Source organism: Mesorhizobium sp. M0954 (genome assembly GCF_040319155.1).
Taxonomy (GTDB): domain Bacteria; phylum Pseudomonadota; class Alphaproteobacteria; order Rhizobiales; family Rhizobiaceae; genus Mesorhizobium.
Genome location: NZ_JAMYNR010000006.1, coordinates 1 through 14101, shown reverse-complemented (window position 1 = coordinate 14101; position 14101 = coordinate 1). Strand labels below are relative to the sequence as shown.

The following is a 14101-nucleotide window of genomic DNA, read 5'->3' as shown; positions in this document are numbered from 1 at the left end:
TCATTCGCATTCACTAATCGCATTGGCGCGGCTCTCAATGAGCGACAACCGAAGTCCGCGGATTTCCTCGCGAAAACAGCCGAAGCAGGCCCGCTCGGCGGAGCTCGTCGCTGCGATTTTGCAGGCTGCTGTTCAGGTTTTGGCGAGGGAAGGCGCGCAGCGCTTCACCACGGCGCGCGTGGCCGAGAAGGCCGGCGTCAGCGTCGGATCGCTGTATCAGTATTTTCCGAACAAGGCGGCGATCCTGTTCCGGCTCCAGAGCGACGAATGGCGGCAGACGACCAGTTTGCTGCGCGATATCCTCGAGGATATCAGGAAACCGCCGCTTGACCGGCTGCGCGACCTGGTCCACGCCTTCCTCCGCTCGGAGTGTGAGGAGGCTGCGGTGCGTGTGGCGCTCGACGACGCCGCCCCGCTTTACCGCGACGCGCCCGAGGCGCAGGCGGCGAGGGCCTCCGGAGACCGCACCATCCAGCTCTTCATGCAGGAGGCGTTGCCGAGCGCCGCGCAAGCGACTCGCGAATTGGCCGGCGACCTGGTCATGACGACGCTCAGCACGGTGGGGAAGCAGTTCTCGGAGACGCCTCGAACCCCCAAGGAGATTGAAGTCTACGCCAACGCCATGGCCGACATGTTTTGCGCCTACCTGAGAGGCCTCGATCACGGCTAAGGCGCGCCAGACCCGGTCAGCGAACAGGCCACGCGAGTTTCACACGGGGCAAAACCTTCGTCGGTTCAGCCCCGCAGAAAGCCGTCTTAGCCGGCGGCCGCTGAACAATGCGGCCGCGAACCGGGTACGCCTCAGACGTACCGGTTGACGATGCTTTCGAGCAATTCCTGGCGGCCGGATCTGGGCTGCGGCTCGATCTTCTCTTTGACGACGCGCTCGGCGATTTCCTCCAGCGTGCGCTTGCCGGCAAGCATCGCCTTGGCCTCGGCCGAATCCCAGCCGGCATAGCGCTCGGCGAGCGGGGCGGACAGCGCCTTGTCCTCGACCATGCGCGCTGCCGCCTTCAGGCCGCGAGCGCAGCAGTCCATGCCCCCGATATGGCCGATCAGCAGGTCCTGCGGATCGAGCGACTGGCGCCTGAGCTTGGCGTCGAAATTGGTGCCGCCGGTCTTGAAGCCGCCGGCCTGCAGCACCTGGTAGTAGGCCAGAGCCATCTCCGGCACATTGTTGGGGAACTGGTCGGTGTCCCAGCCCGACTGGTAGTCGTTGCGGTTCATGTCGATCGAGCCGAAAATGCCGAGCGCATTGGCCAGCGCCAGTTCATGTTCGAACGAATGGCCGGCCAGGATGGCGTGGCCCTGCTCGATGTTGAGCTTGACCTCGTTCTCCAGTCCGAAACGCTTGAGGAAGCCATAGACGGTGGCGACGTCGTAATCATACTGGTGCTTGGTCGGCTCCTGAGGCTTCGGCTCGATCAGGATGGTTCCTTCGAAGCCGATCCTGTGCTTGTAATCGACGACCAGGTTGAGGAAACGGCCGGCCTGTTCCTGCTCGCGGGCAAGGTCGGTGTTGAGCAGCGTCTCATAGCCCTCGCGGCCGCCCCACAGCACGTAGTTCTCGCCGTTCAGCCGCTTGGTGACGTCGATGCAGTGTTTCACCGTCGCCGCCGAATAGGCAAAGACGTCCGGATCGGGATTGGTGGCGGCGCCCGACATGAAGCGGCGGTTGGAGAACAGGTTGGCCGTGCCCCACAGCAGCTTGACGCCGGTCTGCTTCATCTTTCCCGAGAAATAATCGGCGATCTCGTCGAGCCGCGCCGCACTTTCGGAAAAGTCCCGGCCCTCCGGCCGCACGTCGGCATCGTGGAAGCAGAAATAAGGCGCGCCCAGCAGCGAAAACATCTCGAAGGCGACGTCGGCCTTGAGTTTGGCCAGCTCCATCGTGTCGGTACCGCCGGCCTTGGGGAACCATGGCCGGTCGAACGTCTGACCGCCGAACGGATCGCCGCCCGGCCAGGCGAAGGAATGCCAATAGGCGACGGCAAAGCGCAGATGGTCTTCCAGCCGCTTGCCGGCGACGATCTCGTCGGGATTGTAGAACCGATAGGCCAGCGGATTGGTCGAATCCGGTCCCTCGTATTTGATCTGTTGGATGTCGCCGAAAAAACCGCTGCTCATGTTTTTTTCCTCTCGCATGGTTCGGCCTGATTACCTCAGGCGTAATTGGTTTCGCGCTGGCGCTGGTCGAAAAGGCTCATGTCAAAGCCACCCAACGAAGGAGACAGACCATGACCGACCTCAACACCATTGCCGAAAACTACATCGCCGCCTGGAACGAGAGCGACGCCGCACGCAGGAAAGCCTTGCTCGAGGCGACCTTCACCGAGGACGTCGGCTACCGCGATCCGATCATGCAGGGCGACGGCCATGACGCCATCGCCGCGCTGATCGAAGGCGTTCAGCAGCGCTTTGCCGGCTTCAGGTTCTCGCTGAAAGGCAAGCCGGACGGCTTCGCCGATACCATCCGCTTCTCCTGGAACCTCGGGCCGGAAGGCGTCGGCTCCGTCATCGAAGGCACCGATATCGGCGTCATCGAAAATGGCCGGCTGAAAAGCGTCACCGGCTTTCTCGACAAGGTGCCGGCACAGTGAGGCCTTCTCGGCAGGCCACGGCGAGGGCGGGAAACCGCTCACGCCGTGGCGCTCCTGATCGCCGGGTAAAGCTGGCGGTAGCGCTGATAGGCATCTGCATAGGCATCGCTTAGTGCGGCGACCGGCTCGACCGTGGCGTCCGTCGCCGGCGCCGTGCACACGGCGCGCGGATCGGCGCCTGTCGCCGCGATCAGGCCAAGCCGGGCCGCTCCGAAGGCGGCGCCGAAATCGCCGTCGGCTGGGATATCGACTGGCAGGCCAAGCGCTGTGGCGATGGCCTTCAGCCAGTAGCGCGAACGCGAGCCGCCGCCGATCGCCGTCACCCGGGTCAGCGTCGTACCGGCTTTGGCCAGGGCTTCGAGGCTGTCGCGGAAAGCGAAGGCGACGCCTTCGAGCACGGCCTGGGTCAGCGCCGCGCGGCCGGACTCGTGGGCAAGCCCGGTAAAGGCGCCCCGAATGACGGAATCATTGTGAGGCGTCCGCTCGCCTGACAGGTACGGCAGGAAAGAGACACCGCTCGGCGCCTGCAGCGAATCGCCGAGTTCGGCGGTCAACTCGCCGGCACTTTTTCCAGCGATCCCCGACAGCCAGTTGAGCGAATCGGTTGCCGACAGGATGACGCCCATCTGGTGCCAGGTGCCGGGCAGTGCGTGGCAGAATGTGTGCACGGCGCTTTCCGGATTGGGCAGATACGACGCGTTGGCGGCAAAAAGCACGCCCGACGTGCCGAGCGAGACGAACGCCTGCCCGGCGCCGACCGTGCCCATGCCGCAGGCCGAGGCCGCGTTGTCGCCGGCCCCGCCGGCGATCGGGATGCCCGGCTGCATGCCCCATTTGGCGGCCAGTTCGGCGCGCAAGGCACCGGCCTTGGCCGTGCCTTCGACCAATGACGGCATCTGGCTTTCGTCGAGCGACGTCGCGGCGAGCAGTTCGGCGGACCAGGCGCGTTTGCCGACATCGAGCCACGACGTGCCAGCCGAATCCGACATTTCCGAAATATGCTCGCCGGCGAGCCAGAGCCGCAAAAAGTCCTTCGGCAGCAGGACCTTTGCCACCTTGGCAAAAACAGCCGGTTCGTTGTTTTTCACCCAGGCCAGCTTCGGCGCGGTGAAACCGGGAAAGACGATGTTGCCGGTCAGCTTGCGAAAGCGCGGGTCGGCATCGAGCGCGGCCGCCTCGGCGTGGCTGCGTGTGTCGTTCCATAGAATGCAGGGGCGCAGCACCTGGTCGGCGGCATCGAGCAGAGTGGCGCCATGCATATGGCCGGAAAGGCCGATGCCTTTGACTGCCGCGAGTTCCTTCGCATGCATTGACCGCAGCTCGCCGACCGCCGCTTCGCAGGCGCGGATCCAGTCGGCCGGGTTCTGCTCGGACCAGCCGGGATGCGGGCGCGACACGTCGAGCGGCGCATGGCCGGAACCGACGATGCTCTGCCTTGCATCGATCAGCAGCGCCTTGACGCCCGACGTGCCGAGATCGAGGCCGAGATACATGTTTCCTCCCATGTCCGTCATGCCTGGCGGCGACGGTCTTTCTTGCTTCGCTGCCCAGTCCTGTGACACTGGCGGCGAAGATATCCCGGCAATCGTGCCGCCGGAAACGCACCCCGGTCAACACGCGAAGATTTTTTCGACGCTCGAAAAAATCTGGCCGGGGCAGTTTTTAAGGCAAGATGTGGCCGTGGTCAATTCGCCGCGGGAGCGGTTGCACGCCGTGAAAACAGTGCCGACAACGGGCTGTCCGGCCGTGCCAGCGCGCGTTCCGCCGCAAGCGCCCTCGCCAGCGCGCCATCACCGGAACGCAATGCCGCTTCGATCAGCGTCAGGTCGATGACGTCGCGTTGTGCGTGGCTGCCGCCGAAGCGATGGGCGATTGCCCGGATCGGCCGGATCAGGCGTATCGTCCCGGCATAATTGCCCTCGCCGAATGCCTTGATGGCGAGCGTCAGGGGATGGCCGACATCCCTGGTGAAAGCAGCGTTGTCGTCCTTGCCGCGCATCGCCTCGCGCTGCGCCTCGAGCAAGTTGCGGGCCGGCGCTTCGAGGCCGGCACCGACAAACGCCATCATCGCGTGGGCGTCGTTGAAGGCATAGTGGCCGGCGCTGGCCATGGGCAACCAGTTGGCGGCGAGCGTCGCCCAGCGCTCGCCGACATCGACGCCACCGAGATGCAGCCGCCACAGGATCGCCGAGGCATCGACCATGTTGAGCGCCAGCATCGAGCGTTCGCCATAGATCGGCCCGTCATAGAGCGCCAGCACCTCGTCGACTTCGCCGAGATCATAATGGAACAGTGCCAGATGCCACCAATTGTGCACCTGCAGGAAGCTGTCCCGCGTCCACGCTTCGGGATTGGCGCGCATCCACAGAATGCCGTCCTTCTGCCGGCTCTGCATCTCCATGACATGGGCCACCGCATGCTGGGCCCAGCCGTCGCGCGGCTCGATATCGACCGCCGTGCGGCCAAGTTTTTCGGCGCGCGCGTAATCGCCCATTTCCTCCAGGCCAAAGGCCTGCATGCCGAGTATGGCGTGATAGCCCGGCATGTCGCTCTGCCAGGACGGCAGCGCGCGACCGATGCGGTCGCGCAGCATGCGCGCATTGCCGGTGAAGAAGTCGATCTGGTGGCCGGTCTGCAGCGCCAGCGCATCGAGCGGAAACTCGATGGCGATATCCTCCAGCACGCGGGCGGCCTCGTGCCAGCGTCCCTCCGCAAGATGGCCAAGGGCGGCGACATGCGCCTGCTCGCGTGTTGTCGCGGCAAGCGGCAGCGCCGCCTCGTGACATGCCTTGGCCACCGCCGTCGCTTCGCGCTCTGTGGCGAGGCCAAAGAGATAACCCTTGAACACCTGCGCCATGACGAAGCCGGGATCTTCGGCGATTGCCCGGTCAACGGAACCGACCGGATCGCCGATGAAGCACTGCAATTCGCGAACAGCCCGGCTGTAGGACGAGAGCCCGGCCTCCGTCGCGCCAGACAGTGTCAGGCCGAATGCATCGCTCACCGCCATGGTCCGTCCTCAGTTGCCCGAGCGCATCGCCACTGTCGCGATGCCGGCGCCGACCAGCAGCGTGCCGCCGGTGCGGTTGAAGATGCGGATCGCCTTTGGGTTGCGCACGACGTTGCGCGCCCTTGCCGCGATCAGCGCATAACCGAAGGCATTGGCGAAGGCGAGCGCCAGGAAGGTCGTCTCGAAGATCAGCATCTGTGTCCAGAAATCCGCATACCGGTCGAGGAACTGCGGCAGGAAGGCGACAAAAAAGGTGATGCTTTTCGGATTGAGCGCGGTAACCAGCCAGGCGTGCGCCGTCATTTTCGCCGATGACACCGCATCGGTGCGCGGTTCGGCCCGGAGCGCACCGCCGGCGCGAAACAGCTTGATGCCGAGATAGATCAGGTAGCCGGCGCCGATCACCTTCAGCACGGTAAACACGGTGGCCGACGCCGCCAGCAGCGCGCCAATGCCCAGCATCGACAGTGTCATCGCGGTGAAGTCGCCGAGCGCCACGCCGACTGCCATCGGCAGCGCGGTGCGCCAGCCCTGGCCGAGCGCATAGGAAACCACCAGCAGGATGGTCGGGCCCGGAATGACCAGAAGGACTGCCGAGGCAGCGGCAAAAGCGGCCCAGTTTTCGAAGGACATTTTCTTCTCCTTGAGCTCAAAGAAGAGGATAAATCCTTGGCCTCGCGCAGATGTAAAGAGGCAAAGTCGAAAAAGCCTCTCGTTAATGCCAGGCGGCCGGCCTTCACGCTTTTTCAACCATGATTGGCGAAAATGCCTGCTATACGGCCGGAGCGTGTTTCCCGCCGACAGCGTAGGGTTTGGGTAAATGCGTGAGTTGCCGCACGGTCTGTCGCTGCCGCATATTGGCGACGCAATCGAAACCGAAATACAGCTTTCCCGTCGCACGGTGCTGTCCGGCGCCGGTGCGCTGGCGCTGCTCGGCGTCGCCGGCTGCAGCCAGACGCTGGATCTGCCGTCGCTCCAGCTCGACGACGTCACCACCGGCTCGATCCGGCCCATCCGTCCGAGTATCAGCGTCGACAAGAACATTACCAGCCCCGACGTGATGTACGCTTCGCTCACCGACGGTGGCTTCAATGTGCCGGAAGTGCCCTATCTCAAGGTCAAGCCGGAGTTCCGCCGCCAGATCGTCGTCGATCCGACCGGCGAGCAACCCGGCACCATCGTCGTTCACTCGCAGGAACGGCTGCTCTATCTGGTGCAGCCCGGCGGCGAGGCGATCCGTTACGGCGTCGGCATCGGCAAGGACGGATTCCGCTGGTCCGGCCGCGCCAACATCCAGTACGGCAAGGAATGGCCGGTCTGGACCCCGCCGCCCGAGATGATCGCCCGCAGGCCGGAACTGGTGAAATGGCAAAGCGGACAGCCGGGCGGGCTCGACAATCCGCTCGGCGCGCGTGCCCTCTACATCTATCAGAACGGCAGCGACACCGGCTATCGCATCCACGGCTCGCCCGAATGGTGGAGCATCGGCCAGGCGATGTCGTCGGGCTGCGTGCGCCTGATCAACCAGGACATCATCGACCTCTACAGCCGCGTCTCCAAGAAAAACCCGGTCGTCGTCGTCTGACCGGCGGCCAAGGCTCGAGCGATCACTCTGCCGTTGCGCGATGCCGCAAGACAGGCGAATGTGCCTGCGATTTCATCACCCGGGAGACGTGAACAATGGCCGGAACTTTTGTCATCGCGCAAGGCGGCGGCCCGACCGCCGTCATCAACCAGACCGTGGTGGGTGCTGCGCTCGAAATCCGCAAGCGGCATCCCGGCGCCAAGGTGCTGGGATCCATCCACGGCGTGCGCGGCATTCGTGACGGCAATTACGTCGATCTTTCCGCCATCCCCGAGGATCGCCTGCGGCTGATCGCGGCGACACCGAGCGCCGCGCTTGGTTCGACGCGCGACAAGCCGGATGCCGCCTATTGCGACCTCATCCTCAACGGCTTGAAGAAAGCCGGTGCCGACGCCTTCATCTATATCGGCGGCAACGACACCTCGGGCACGCAGCAGATCCTCACCGACGCCGCCGGCGGCAAGATCGCCTTCGTGCATGCGCCGAAAACCATCGACAACGATCTCGAGGAGAACGACCACACGCCCGGCTTCATGTCGGCGGCCGAGTTCGTCGCTGGAGCATTCCTTTCGGTCGATCTCGATTTCCGCGCTCTGCCGGGCATCTATGTCGGCATTGTCATGGGGCGGCATGCCGGTTTCCTGACGGCCGCGTCCGCGGCCTGGCAGCTCGACCAGGACAGCGGCCCGCATCTCGTCTACGTGCCGGAGCGGCCGTTCTCGGCGGCCGGTTTCATCGACGACGTGCGCGCCACGCTCGACCGCCACAAGCGCTGCATCGTTGCCGTCTCCGAAGGCGTCAGCACCGCCGACGGCAAGGCGCTGGTCGAAAGCCTGGTGCCGCCGGAAAGGCTGGAGCGCGACCAACACGGGAACGTCAAGCTGTCGGGCAGCGACCTGCCGGCAGCCTTGGAGCGCGCGCTCGCCGAAGGATTGCCGGGCAAGCGGGCGCGCGTCGATGCGCTCGGCTATATGCCGCGCGGCTATGTCGGCGCCATCAGCGCGGTGGACGCGCAGGAGGCCTTCGATGCCGGCGCCTTCGCGGTGACGGTGGCCGACGAGGGCGGCGGTTCGGTGGCGCTGCAATATGACGGCAAGAAAACCGTGCTGAAGAAGGTGCCGCTGAAGAACGTCGCCGGCAAGACGCGCCATATGCCGGATGATTTCATGCTGCCCGACGTCAACCGGCTGTCCGACGCGGGGATGGCCTATCTGAAGCGGCTGGTCCCGCAAAAGTACAAGGTCGGCAAGCCGTTCGTCTGATGCGGCGTTGATCTGATGGACAGCTGGTTCAGCAAAACCATCGTCGACGCCAAGACGACAATGCTGACCGAGCCCTTCGTGCATGATTTCGTGCGTGCCAACATCTGGCATTTGCGCGGCCGCGATGTCGACCTGCTGGTCGACACCGGCATGGGTATCTGCCCGCTGGCGCCGCAGATCGACACGCCGTCCGGCAAGCCGCTGCTCGTCGTCGCCACGCATATCCATCTCGATCATGTCGGCTCGCTGCACGAGTTTCCGCTGCGGGCAGGGCCGCGCCACAGCGCCGCACAGTTCGACAGCATGGATGAAGCGGTGACCTACGCCTACATGTTCCATGATCTGGAAGGCGCCGTCTCCAGGCTGCCGGCAAAGGGCTGGAAGGCGGCCGATTACAGGATTCAGCCGGCGCCTCTGGCCCGGACCCTGGACGAGGGCGATAGGATCGACCTCGGCGACCGCCAATTCCGCGTCCTGCATCTGCCCGGCCACTCTCCGGATTCGATCGCGCTGTTCGACGAGGCTGACGGCCTGTTCTTCGCCGGCGACGCCATCTACGACGCCATGCTGATCGACGACCTGCCGGATTCGGATCGTGCCGCCTATCGCCGCACGATGCAGCGCCTGCTCGAGCTGCCGATCCGGATCGGCCATGGCGGCCATGGACCGAGCTTCGATGGCAGGCGGATGCGCGAGATCGCCACCACCTATCTCAGCCGGACCGACCGGAAAGGCGAATAGGAGGCCTCGGCTGAGGCGGCGCAAATCTGAGGCGATTTGTCTTGGGCAGCTATTTTGTTCTTGCTTTGTGCCGGCAGCTATGCTACTAATATCGGTATGGTGCTGATTCGCCCCAACCGACCCGCCCCTCCCGAGGCGGGTTTTGTATTTTCGGGTTTCGGCGGCAACGCCGCGAGGCGGTTGCCGGCTGGAAATTAAATCTTCGTAATATTATCTGGAAACCATCATCGGTGCCCTAGATGCGGGGCTGTCGATCCGGTCGGCTGCCGTGACAGGCGAGACAGGCAAGGCCGACGACCGACGCGCCGATGAATTGTTCCGGTGACGGAACGTCGCGGCGCAAGACCAATCTCTCGCCCGGACAACGGCCATGTCACCAATCCAGACCCTTCGCAGACATCGCGTCGCCGCTCTGCTGGGCGCCGCGCTGATCGTCAGCCCCTTCGCCCTGTCCTTCGCTCCCAGGCTGAATGATGTCCTGGCGGCAACAGTGACCCCACCTGTCACCGGCATGACGGCGCCCCGCGGCTCGTTCGCTCCGGTCGTGGCGGCCGACAAACCGGCAGTGGTGACGATCACCACCCTCATGAAATCGGCGCAGTCGGACACCACGAGCGAGGCCTCCCCATTCGGTGGCAACGAGTTCGGTGGCAACTCGCCTTTCGACGACTATTTCCGCCGTTTCTTCGGTGACCAGGGACTGCCCGCCCCCAAGACACCGCCGGAACAGGCGCCGCGCACCGAGGCCCTCGGCTCAGGCTTCATCGTCGGTGCCGACGGCATGATCGTCACCAACAATCACGTCGTCGACGGCGCCCAGTCGGTCAAGGTGATGCTCGACGACGGCACCGAGCTTCCCGCCAAATTGATCGGCCATGACACGAAGAACGACCTTGCCGTGCTCAAGGTCAACGCCGGCAAGCCCTTGCCGACCGTCAAATGGGGCGATTCGGACAAGCTCATGCCGGGCGACCAGGTGCTCGCCTTCGGCAATCCTTTCGGCCTTGGCACCACGGTCACCGCCGGCATTGTCTCGGCGCGCGGCCGCGATCTGCACAGCGGCCCGTTTGACGACTTCATCCAGATCGACGCACCGATCAACCGGGGCAATTCCGGCGGCCCGCTGACGGATGTGTACGGCGATGTCGTCGGCATCAACACCGCGATCTTTTCGCCGAATGGCGGCAGCGTCGGCGTCGGCTTCGCCATCCCCTCGGACCAGGCGCAAAAGGTCGTCGCCAAGCTGATGAAGGGCGGCTCCATCCAGTACGGCTATCTCGGCGTCCAGATTCAGCCGGTGACGCCTGATGTGGCGAGCGCCATCGGCCTCGATCACCCTACCGGCGTGCTGGTCGCGCAGGTCAGCGACGGATCGCCGGCCGCCAAGGCCGGCATCGAGACCGGCGATGTCATTACCAGCTTCGCCGGCCAGGACATAAAGGATCCGAGGGATCTGTCGCGCGCCGTCGCTGACGTTGCGCCTGGCACGAGGGAAGCCCTCAATGTCTGGCGCAATGGGAAAAGCCTGCAGATCTCCGTCGAGATCGGGCGCAACGAAGACGACACGGCGACGGGATCGGTGACCGGCGATTCAGGTCAGCCGTCGACGGGGCAGGGCCTTCGCGCACCGGCGCTCGGTCTCGGCCTGATGGACGTCACTCCTGATGTGCGCCAGGCAATGAACCTGCCAGAAAACCAGCACGGCGCACTGGTCGAGCGCGTCGACCCGAACAAGGCGGCGTCGGCTTCCGGCATCCAGCCCGGCGACATCATCGTCGGCGTCGACCAGACTCCGGTGAGGAGCGCCAGGCAGGCAAATCAGGCGATTGTGCAGGCTGCCAAATCCGGCAAGAAATCGGTGCTGCTGCTTGTCGAGCGCGGCGACGCCCAGATGTTCGTCGCCGTCCCCTTCGCCAGCGGCTGAAGCGGGCGCCGCGCTGCCAAGATCGATGTAGAGCATTGCCGCTGGGCCGGAGCCAAGATTTCGGTTGCCCGCGCTCGCGTCTTCGAGAAAACTGACAAAGGTCGATTGGACCTTGCGCAAACGGATATTCTCGATGGTTACCCGAGGTTTCTCTTCCGGACGAAAGCCGCCGAAGGATACGGATGCACGTATCCCGCCGGGGCAATATCTCGAGCAAGGTTTCCCGGTCCTGTCGGCCGGCCCGACGCCGCATGTCCGCACCGAGGATTGGTCGTTCACGCTTAAGCACGGGCCGCGGCCGATCAAGAAGTGGAACTGGGCCGAGTTCAACGCGCTGCCCTTGACCAAGATGACGCGCGACATCCATTGCGTCACTGCATGGACCAAGTTCGACACGGCGTGGCAGGGCGTGCTCGTCGACGACATCCTTGCCGACGCTGGCATCGAGCCGCCCACCGCCTTCACGCTGGCGCTGGGTTTCGACGGCTATTCCACCAACGTGCCGACGAAGGATATCACCGGCGGCAAGGCGATGGTGGCACTGCTTTACCAGGGCAAGCCGATCACTCCCGACCATGGCGGCCCGGCCCGGCTGCTCGTTCCGCATCTCTATTTCTGGAAATCGGCCAAATGGCTGAACGGGCTGCAGTTCACAGAGCGTGACGAGCCGGGTTTCTGGGAGTTGCGAGGCTATCATATCTATGGCGATCCGTGGCGCGAGCAGCGCTACACGAACGATCCATGAGCGACGGCCCGGCGGCGCAGTCGCCCTGGCAGACGGTCACCATCACCCGCATCCAAAAGCGCACGCCGCGCGTCACCAGCTTCTTCCTGCAGCCGTCGCGGCCCTTCGTCTATCGTGCCGGACAGCATGTCGATGTCAGGCTGACGGCGCCGGACGGCTATCAGGCGCGCCGCTCCTACTCCATCGCCTCGGCGCCGGAAGCCGGCGAGACCATCGAGCTGGCGATTGAAAAACTCGAGGACGGCGAGGTCTCGCCGTTCTTTCACGAGATCGCGGCGGTGGGCGACGAGGTCGAATTGCGCGGGCCGCTCGGCGGCCATTTCGTCTGGTCCGACGGCGATGGCGGCCCGCTCCTGCTCGTCGGCGGTGGGTCGGGCGTGGTGCCGCTGATGTCGATGCTCCGTCACCGGGCGATGCGGGGATCGCTGGTCGCCGCCGCCCTGGTGTTTTCGGCGCGGGTCTGGGACGAGGTGATCTTTCGCGACGAACTGATCGACCTCGCCGAGCGCCGGGATGGCTTCGACCTGGTGCTGACGCTGACGCGCGAGCCGGCCCGCCGTCCGGCGGATTATGCGCGGCGGGTCGACGCCGCGATGATGGTGCAAGCCATGACCAGGCTGCCGGCGCCGCCGAAGCTCGCCTTTGTCTGCGGCTCGAACGCATTCGTGACGGCCGCCGCCGAGGCACTGATCGATGCCGGGGTGCCTGCGGCACTCATCCGCACCGAACGTTACGGGGTCTGACCCGGTTCTGCTTGCCCGGTTGCTGCCTTCGTTGGGCGGCATAAGGCAGGCCAAAAGCAGCCGCAACGCCGACGCCGCATTCGGCCGAAATGGTTAACGATTCGACAAAGAACCTCGGCTGCGACTTTTATCGGTTTAAAAAATCGAACCGAACGGTTCGTTTCTGTTGACAATGCGTGCAGGATGCTGTGAACGCTGCCTCCCAAGTCACCTTGCAGCCAGACCGAGGCGATAGACTATCTGCTTGACATTAAACGATAAAAATGTGGCGAAGGGAATCTCTGGCACAATTTCAAGGTGTAGATTCTTGGTCCACACCAAAAAACTTCGTGATTGGAAACTGGCCATTGGCTTTCCCACATCGGGGCTGTCCGAACGACGCGAATTCCCCCCAAGGCACGCCGCTAGACGGACGGAAAACTAAGATACTGGAGTACTAAAAAATGAAAAAGATCGCTCTTGCCGCCGTCGCCGTTTTGGCCATCACCGGCAGCGCCTTCGCTGGCAGCGACAACTTTGGTTCCAAGGGTGCGAACCAGCCTGCCGCTGCGGTCGACAGCTCGTATACGGCTTCCATTCAGAAGCCGGCTCATGCTGACCAGCAGGCTGTCCAGGGCGCCAACCGTAACCTCTTCGGCAACAACTAACAGCCGATCCCAGCATCAGGGCGGCGGGCATATCCGCCGTCCGGGGATCTGAAAAATTCAGGAGTATTAAGATGAAAAAGATCGTTCTTGCTGCCGCCGCCGTTTTGGCCATCACCGGCAGCGCCTTCGCCGGCGGCGACAACTTTGGTTCCAACGGAGCCAACCCGCCTGCTGTCTCGGTCGACAGCTCCTACACGGCTTCCGTCAAGACGTCGAACCAGGCTGAAAAGCAGCCGGTTGTCCAGGGCGCCGACCGTAACCTCTTCGGCAACAACTAACAGCCGATCCCAGCATCAAGGCGGCGGCATGCCCGCCGCTTGATTTCGAAAATCCAGGAGACCCAAAATGAAAAAGATTGTTCTTACTGCCGCCGCGCTCTTGATTGCCGCCGGCAGCGCTTATGCCCGCAACGACAATGTTGGCGGGACCGACATCAACAAGCAGTCGACCGTCAACGTCGACAAGACGCAGACCTATTCGGTGCAGGACAGCAACTCGCCGATCTACAAGCTGCTGAATTCGTCTGGCGATGTGCCCAAGTCCGCGCCTCAGGGCGCCGACCGCAACCTCTTCGGCAACAACTAGAGCAATTCCAGGAAAGTGTGAAACGGTTTTCCTGGGAAAAAGCGTGTAGCGCTTTCCCTTGGGAATTGCGTCAAAACAAGGAGATAGAGCGGTTCGGCGTTCCGTGAAACGATGAACCGCTCTAACGGCCGAACTGGAATTCCAGACAAGAGCGGGGGGGCCAGGCCGCCGCACGTGTTGGTATCCAGTCGGGAGCCAGAGATGGAGAAGACAGCCGTGGGTGGTAGGTATTGGGGGGGAACGCAGCAGCCGCGGGGGG

15 protein-coding genes are annotated in these 14101 nt (G+C 63.9%); 11 read left to right on the top strand and 4 right to left on the bottom strand.

The features are described 5' to 3' along the window. Positions 1 to 37: 37 nt before the first annotated feature. A complete protein-coding gene (locus tag NKH93_RS09820; protein ID WP_352454840.1) occupies positions 38 to 670 on the top strand; it encodes a TetR/AcrR family transcriptional regulator in 633 nt (210 codons plus the stop codon). Positions 671 to 801: 131 nt separating this feature from the next. On the opposite strand, the gene xylA is transcribed toward NKH93_RS09820, so the two are convergent. Continuing rightward, positions 802 to 2127 (bottom strand): xylose isomerase, encoded by a 1326-nt coding sequence (gene xylA, locus NKH93_RS09815; RefSeq protein WP_352970060.1) that lies wholly within the window; start codon positions 2125 to 2127, stop codon positions 802 to 804. 110 nt (positions 2128 to 2237) lie between these two features. Here xylA and NKH93_RS09810 point away from each other — a divergent pair, with 110 nt between their 5' ends. Then, positions 2238 to 2600: a nuclear transport factor 2 family protein gene (locus tag NKH93_RS09810; protein ID WP_352472535.1), complete on the top strand. Its 363-nt coding sequence runs from the start codon at positions 2238 to 2240 to the stop codon at positions 2598 to 2600. Positions 2601 to 2638: 38 nt separating this feature from the next. Here the strand turns inward: NKH93_RS09810 and xylB are convergent, their stop codons facing one another. The 3 genes from xylB to NKH93_RS09795 form a co-directional block, all read right to left on the bottom strand. Then, the gene (gene xylB / locus NKH93_RS09805; RefSeq protein ID WP_352970333.1) at positions 2639 to 4093 is read right to left on the bottom strand and encodes a xylulokinase; all 1455 of its coding nucleotides are present in this window, start codon (positions 4091 to 4093) and stop codon (positions 2639 to 2641) included. A gap of 191 nt (positions 4094 to 4284) precedes the next feature. Continuing rightward, on the bottom strand, positions 4285 to 5610 hold the full coding sequence (locus NKH93_RS09800; protein ID WP_352970058.1) for a tetratricopeptide repeat protein: 1326 nt from the start codon (positions 5608 to 5610) through the stop codon (positions 4285 to 4287). Positions 5611 to 5619: 9 nt separating this feature from the next. Next, positions 5620 to 6243: a LysE family translocator gene (locus NKH93_RS09795; protein WP_352472533.1), complete on the bottom strand. Its 624-nt coding sequence runs from the start codon at positions 6241 to 6243 to the stop codon at positions 5620 to 5622. Between the two features lie 187 nt (positions 6244 to 6430). Between NKH93_RS09795 and NKH93_RS09790 the strand changes: the two genes are divergently transcribed. The 9 genes from NKH93_RS09790 (at position 6431) to NKH93_RS09750 (ending at position 13842) form a co-directional block, all read left to right on the top strand. Continuing rightward, positions 6431 to 7195, top strand: coding sequence for a L,D-transpeptidase (locus NKH93_RS09790; protein WP_352682169.1), 765 nt, complete (start codon positions 6431 to 6433; stop codon positions 7193 to 7195). Between the two features lie 95 nt (positions 7196 to 7290). Further along, positions 7291 to 8457 (top strand): diphosphate--fructose-6-phosphate 1-phosphotransferase, encoded by a 1167-nt coding sequence (locus NKH93_RS09785; protein WP_352451606.1) that lies wholly within the window; start codon positions 7291 to 7293, stop codon positions 8455 to 8457. A gap of 15 nt (positions 8458 to 8472) precedes the next feature. After that, the gene (locus NKH93_RS09780; RefSeq protein ID WP_352619398.1) at positions 8473 to 9198 is read left to right on the top strand and encodes an MBL fold metallo-hydrolase; all 726 of its coding nucleotides are present in this window, start codon (positions 8473 to 8475) and stop codon (positions 9196 to 9198) included. Between the two features lie 370 nt (positions 9199 to 9568). Next, positions 9569 to 11122, top strand: a complete 1554-nt coding sequence (locus NKH93_RS09775; protein ID WP_352970055.1) for a DegQ family serine endoprotease — start codon at positions 9569 to 9571, stop codon at positions 11120 to 11122. A 133-nt stretch (positions 11123 to 11255) separates the two neighbouring features. Further along, the gene (locus tag NKH93_RS09770) at positions 11256 to 11867 is read left to right on the top strand and encodes a molybdopterin-dependent oxidoreductase (RefSeq protein WP_352540018.1); all 612 of its coding nucleotides are present in this window, start codon (positions 11256 to 11258) and stop codon (positions 11865 to 11867) included. Beyond that, the gene (locus tag NKH93_RS09765) at positions 11864 to 12610 is read left to right on the top strand and encodes an FAD-binding oxidoreductase (protein WP_352540019.1); all 747 of its coding nucleotides are present in this window, start codon (positions 11864 to 11866) and stop codon (positions 12608 to 12610) included. Before NKH93_RS09770 ends, NKH93_RS09765 begins: the two co-directional genes overlap by 4 nt. Positions 12611 to 13053: 443 nt before the next feature. Next, positions 13054 to 13257 carry a DUF680 domain-containing protein gene (locus NKH93_RS09760; protein WP_352540020.1) on the top strand — a complete coding sequence of 68 codons (204 nt, stop codon included), beginning with the start codon at positions 13054 to 13056 and terminating at the stop codon, positions 13255 to 13257. A 71-nt stretch (positions 13258 to 13328) separates the two neighbouring features. Beyond that, positions 13329 to 13535, top strand: coding sequence for a DUF680 domain-containing protein (locus tag NKH93_RS09755; RefSeq protein WP_352540021.1), 207 nt, complete (start codon positions 13329 to 13331; stop codon positions 13533 to 13535). A gap of 67 nt (positions 13536 to 13602) precedes the next feature. Next, positions 13603 to 13842 carry a DUF680 domain-containing protein gene (locus tag NKH93_RS09750; protein WP_352540022.1) on the top strand — a complete coding sequence of 80 codons (240 nt, stop codon included), beginning with the start codon at positions 13603 to 13605 and terminating at the stop codon, positions 13840 to 13842. Positions 13843 to 14101: the final 259 nt, after the last annotated feature.

Coding starts and splice junctions, on each gene's coding strand:
- xylA (WP_352970060.1), bottom strand. CDS start 2,127: ATGAGCAGCGGTTTTTTCGGCGACATCCAACAGATCAAATACGAGGGA.
- NKH93_RS09770 (WP_352540018.1), top strand. CDS start 11,256: ATGGTTACCCGAGGTTTCTCTTCCGGACGAAAGCCGCCGAAGGATACG.
- NKH93_RS09780 (WP_352619398.1), top strand. CDS start 8,473: ATGGACAGCTGGTTCAGCAAAACCATCGTCGACGCCAAGACGACAATG.
- NKH93_RS09810 (WP_352472535.1), top strand. CDS start 2,238: ATGACCGACCTCAACACCATTGCCGAAAACTACATCGCCGCCTGGAAC.
- NKH93_RS09765 (WP_352540019.1), top strand. CDS start 11,864: ATGAGCGACGGCCCGGCGGCGCAGTCGCCCTGGCAGACGGTCACCATC.
- NKH93_RS09755 (WP_352540021.1), top strand. CDS start 13,329: ATGAAAAAGATCGTTCTTGCTGCCGCCGCCGTTTTGGCCATCACCGGC.
- NKH93_RS09785 (WP_352451606.1), top strand. CDS start 7,291: ATGGCCGGAACTTTTGTCATCGCGCAAGGCGGCGGCCCGACCGCCGTC.
- NKH93_RS09800 (WP_352970058.1), bottom strand. CDS start 5,610: ATGGCGGTGAGCGATGCATTCGGCCTGACACTGTCTGGCGCGACGGAG.
- NKH93_RS09795 (WP_352472533.1), bottom strand. CDS start 6,243: ATGTCCTTCGAAAACTGGGCCGCTTTTGCCGCTGCCTCGGCAGTCCTT.
- NKH93_RS09750 (WP_352540022.1), top strand. CDS start 13,603: ATGAAAAAGATTGTTCTTACTGCCGCCGCGCTCTTGATTGCCGCCGGC.
- xylB (WP_352970333.1), bottom strand. CDS start 4,093: ATGTATCTCGGCCTCGATCTCGGCACGTCGGGCGTCAAGGCGCTGCTG.
- NKH93_RS09790 (WP_352682169.1), top strand. CDS start 6,431: ATGCGTGAGTTGCCGCACGGTCTGTCGCTGCCGCATATTGGCGACGCA.
- NKH93_RS09760 (WP_352540020.1), top strand. CDS start 13,054: ATGAAAAAGATCGCTCTTGCCGCCGTCGCCGTTTTGGCCATCACCGGC.
- NKH93_RS09775 (WP_352970055.1), top strand. CDS start 9,569: ATGTCACCAATCCAGACCCTTCGCAGACATCGCGTCGCCGCTCTGCTG.
- NKH93_RS09820 (WP_352454840.1), top strand. CDS start 38: ATGAGCGACAACCGAAGTCCGCGGATTTCCTCGCGAAAACAGCCGAAG.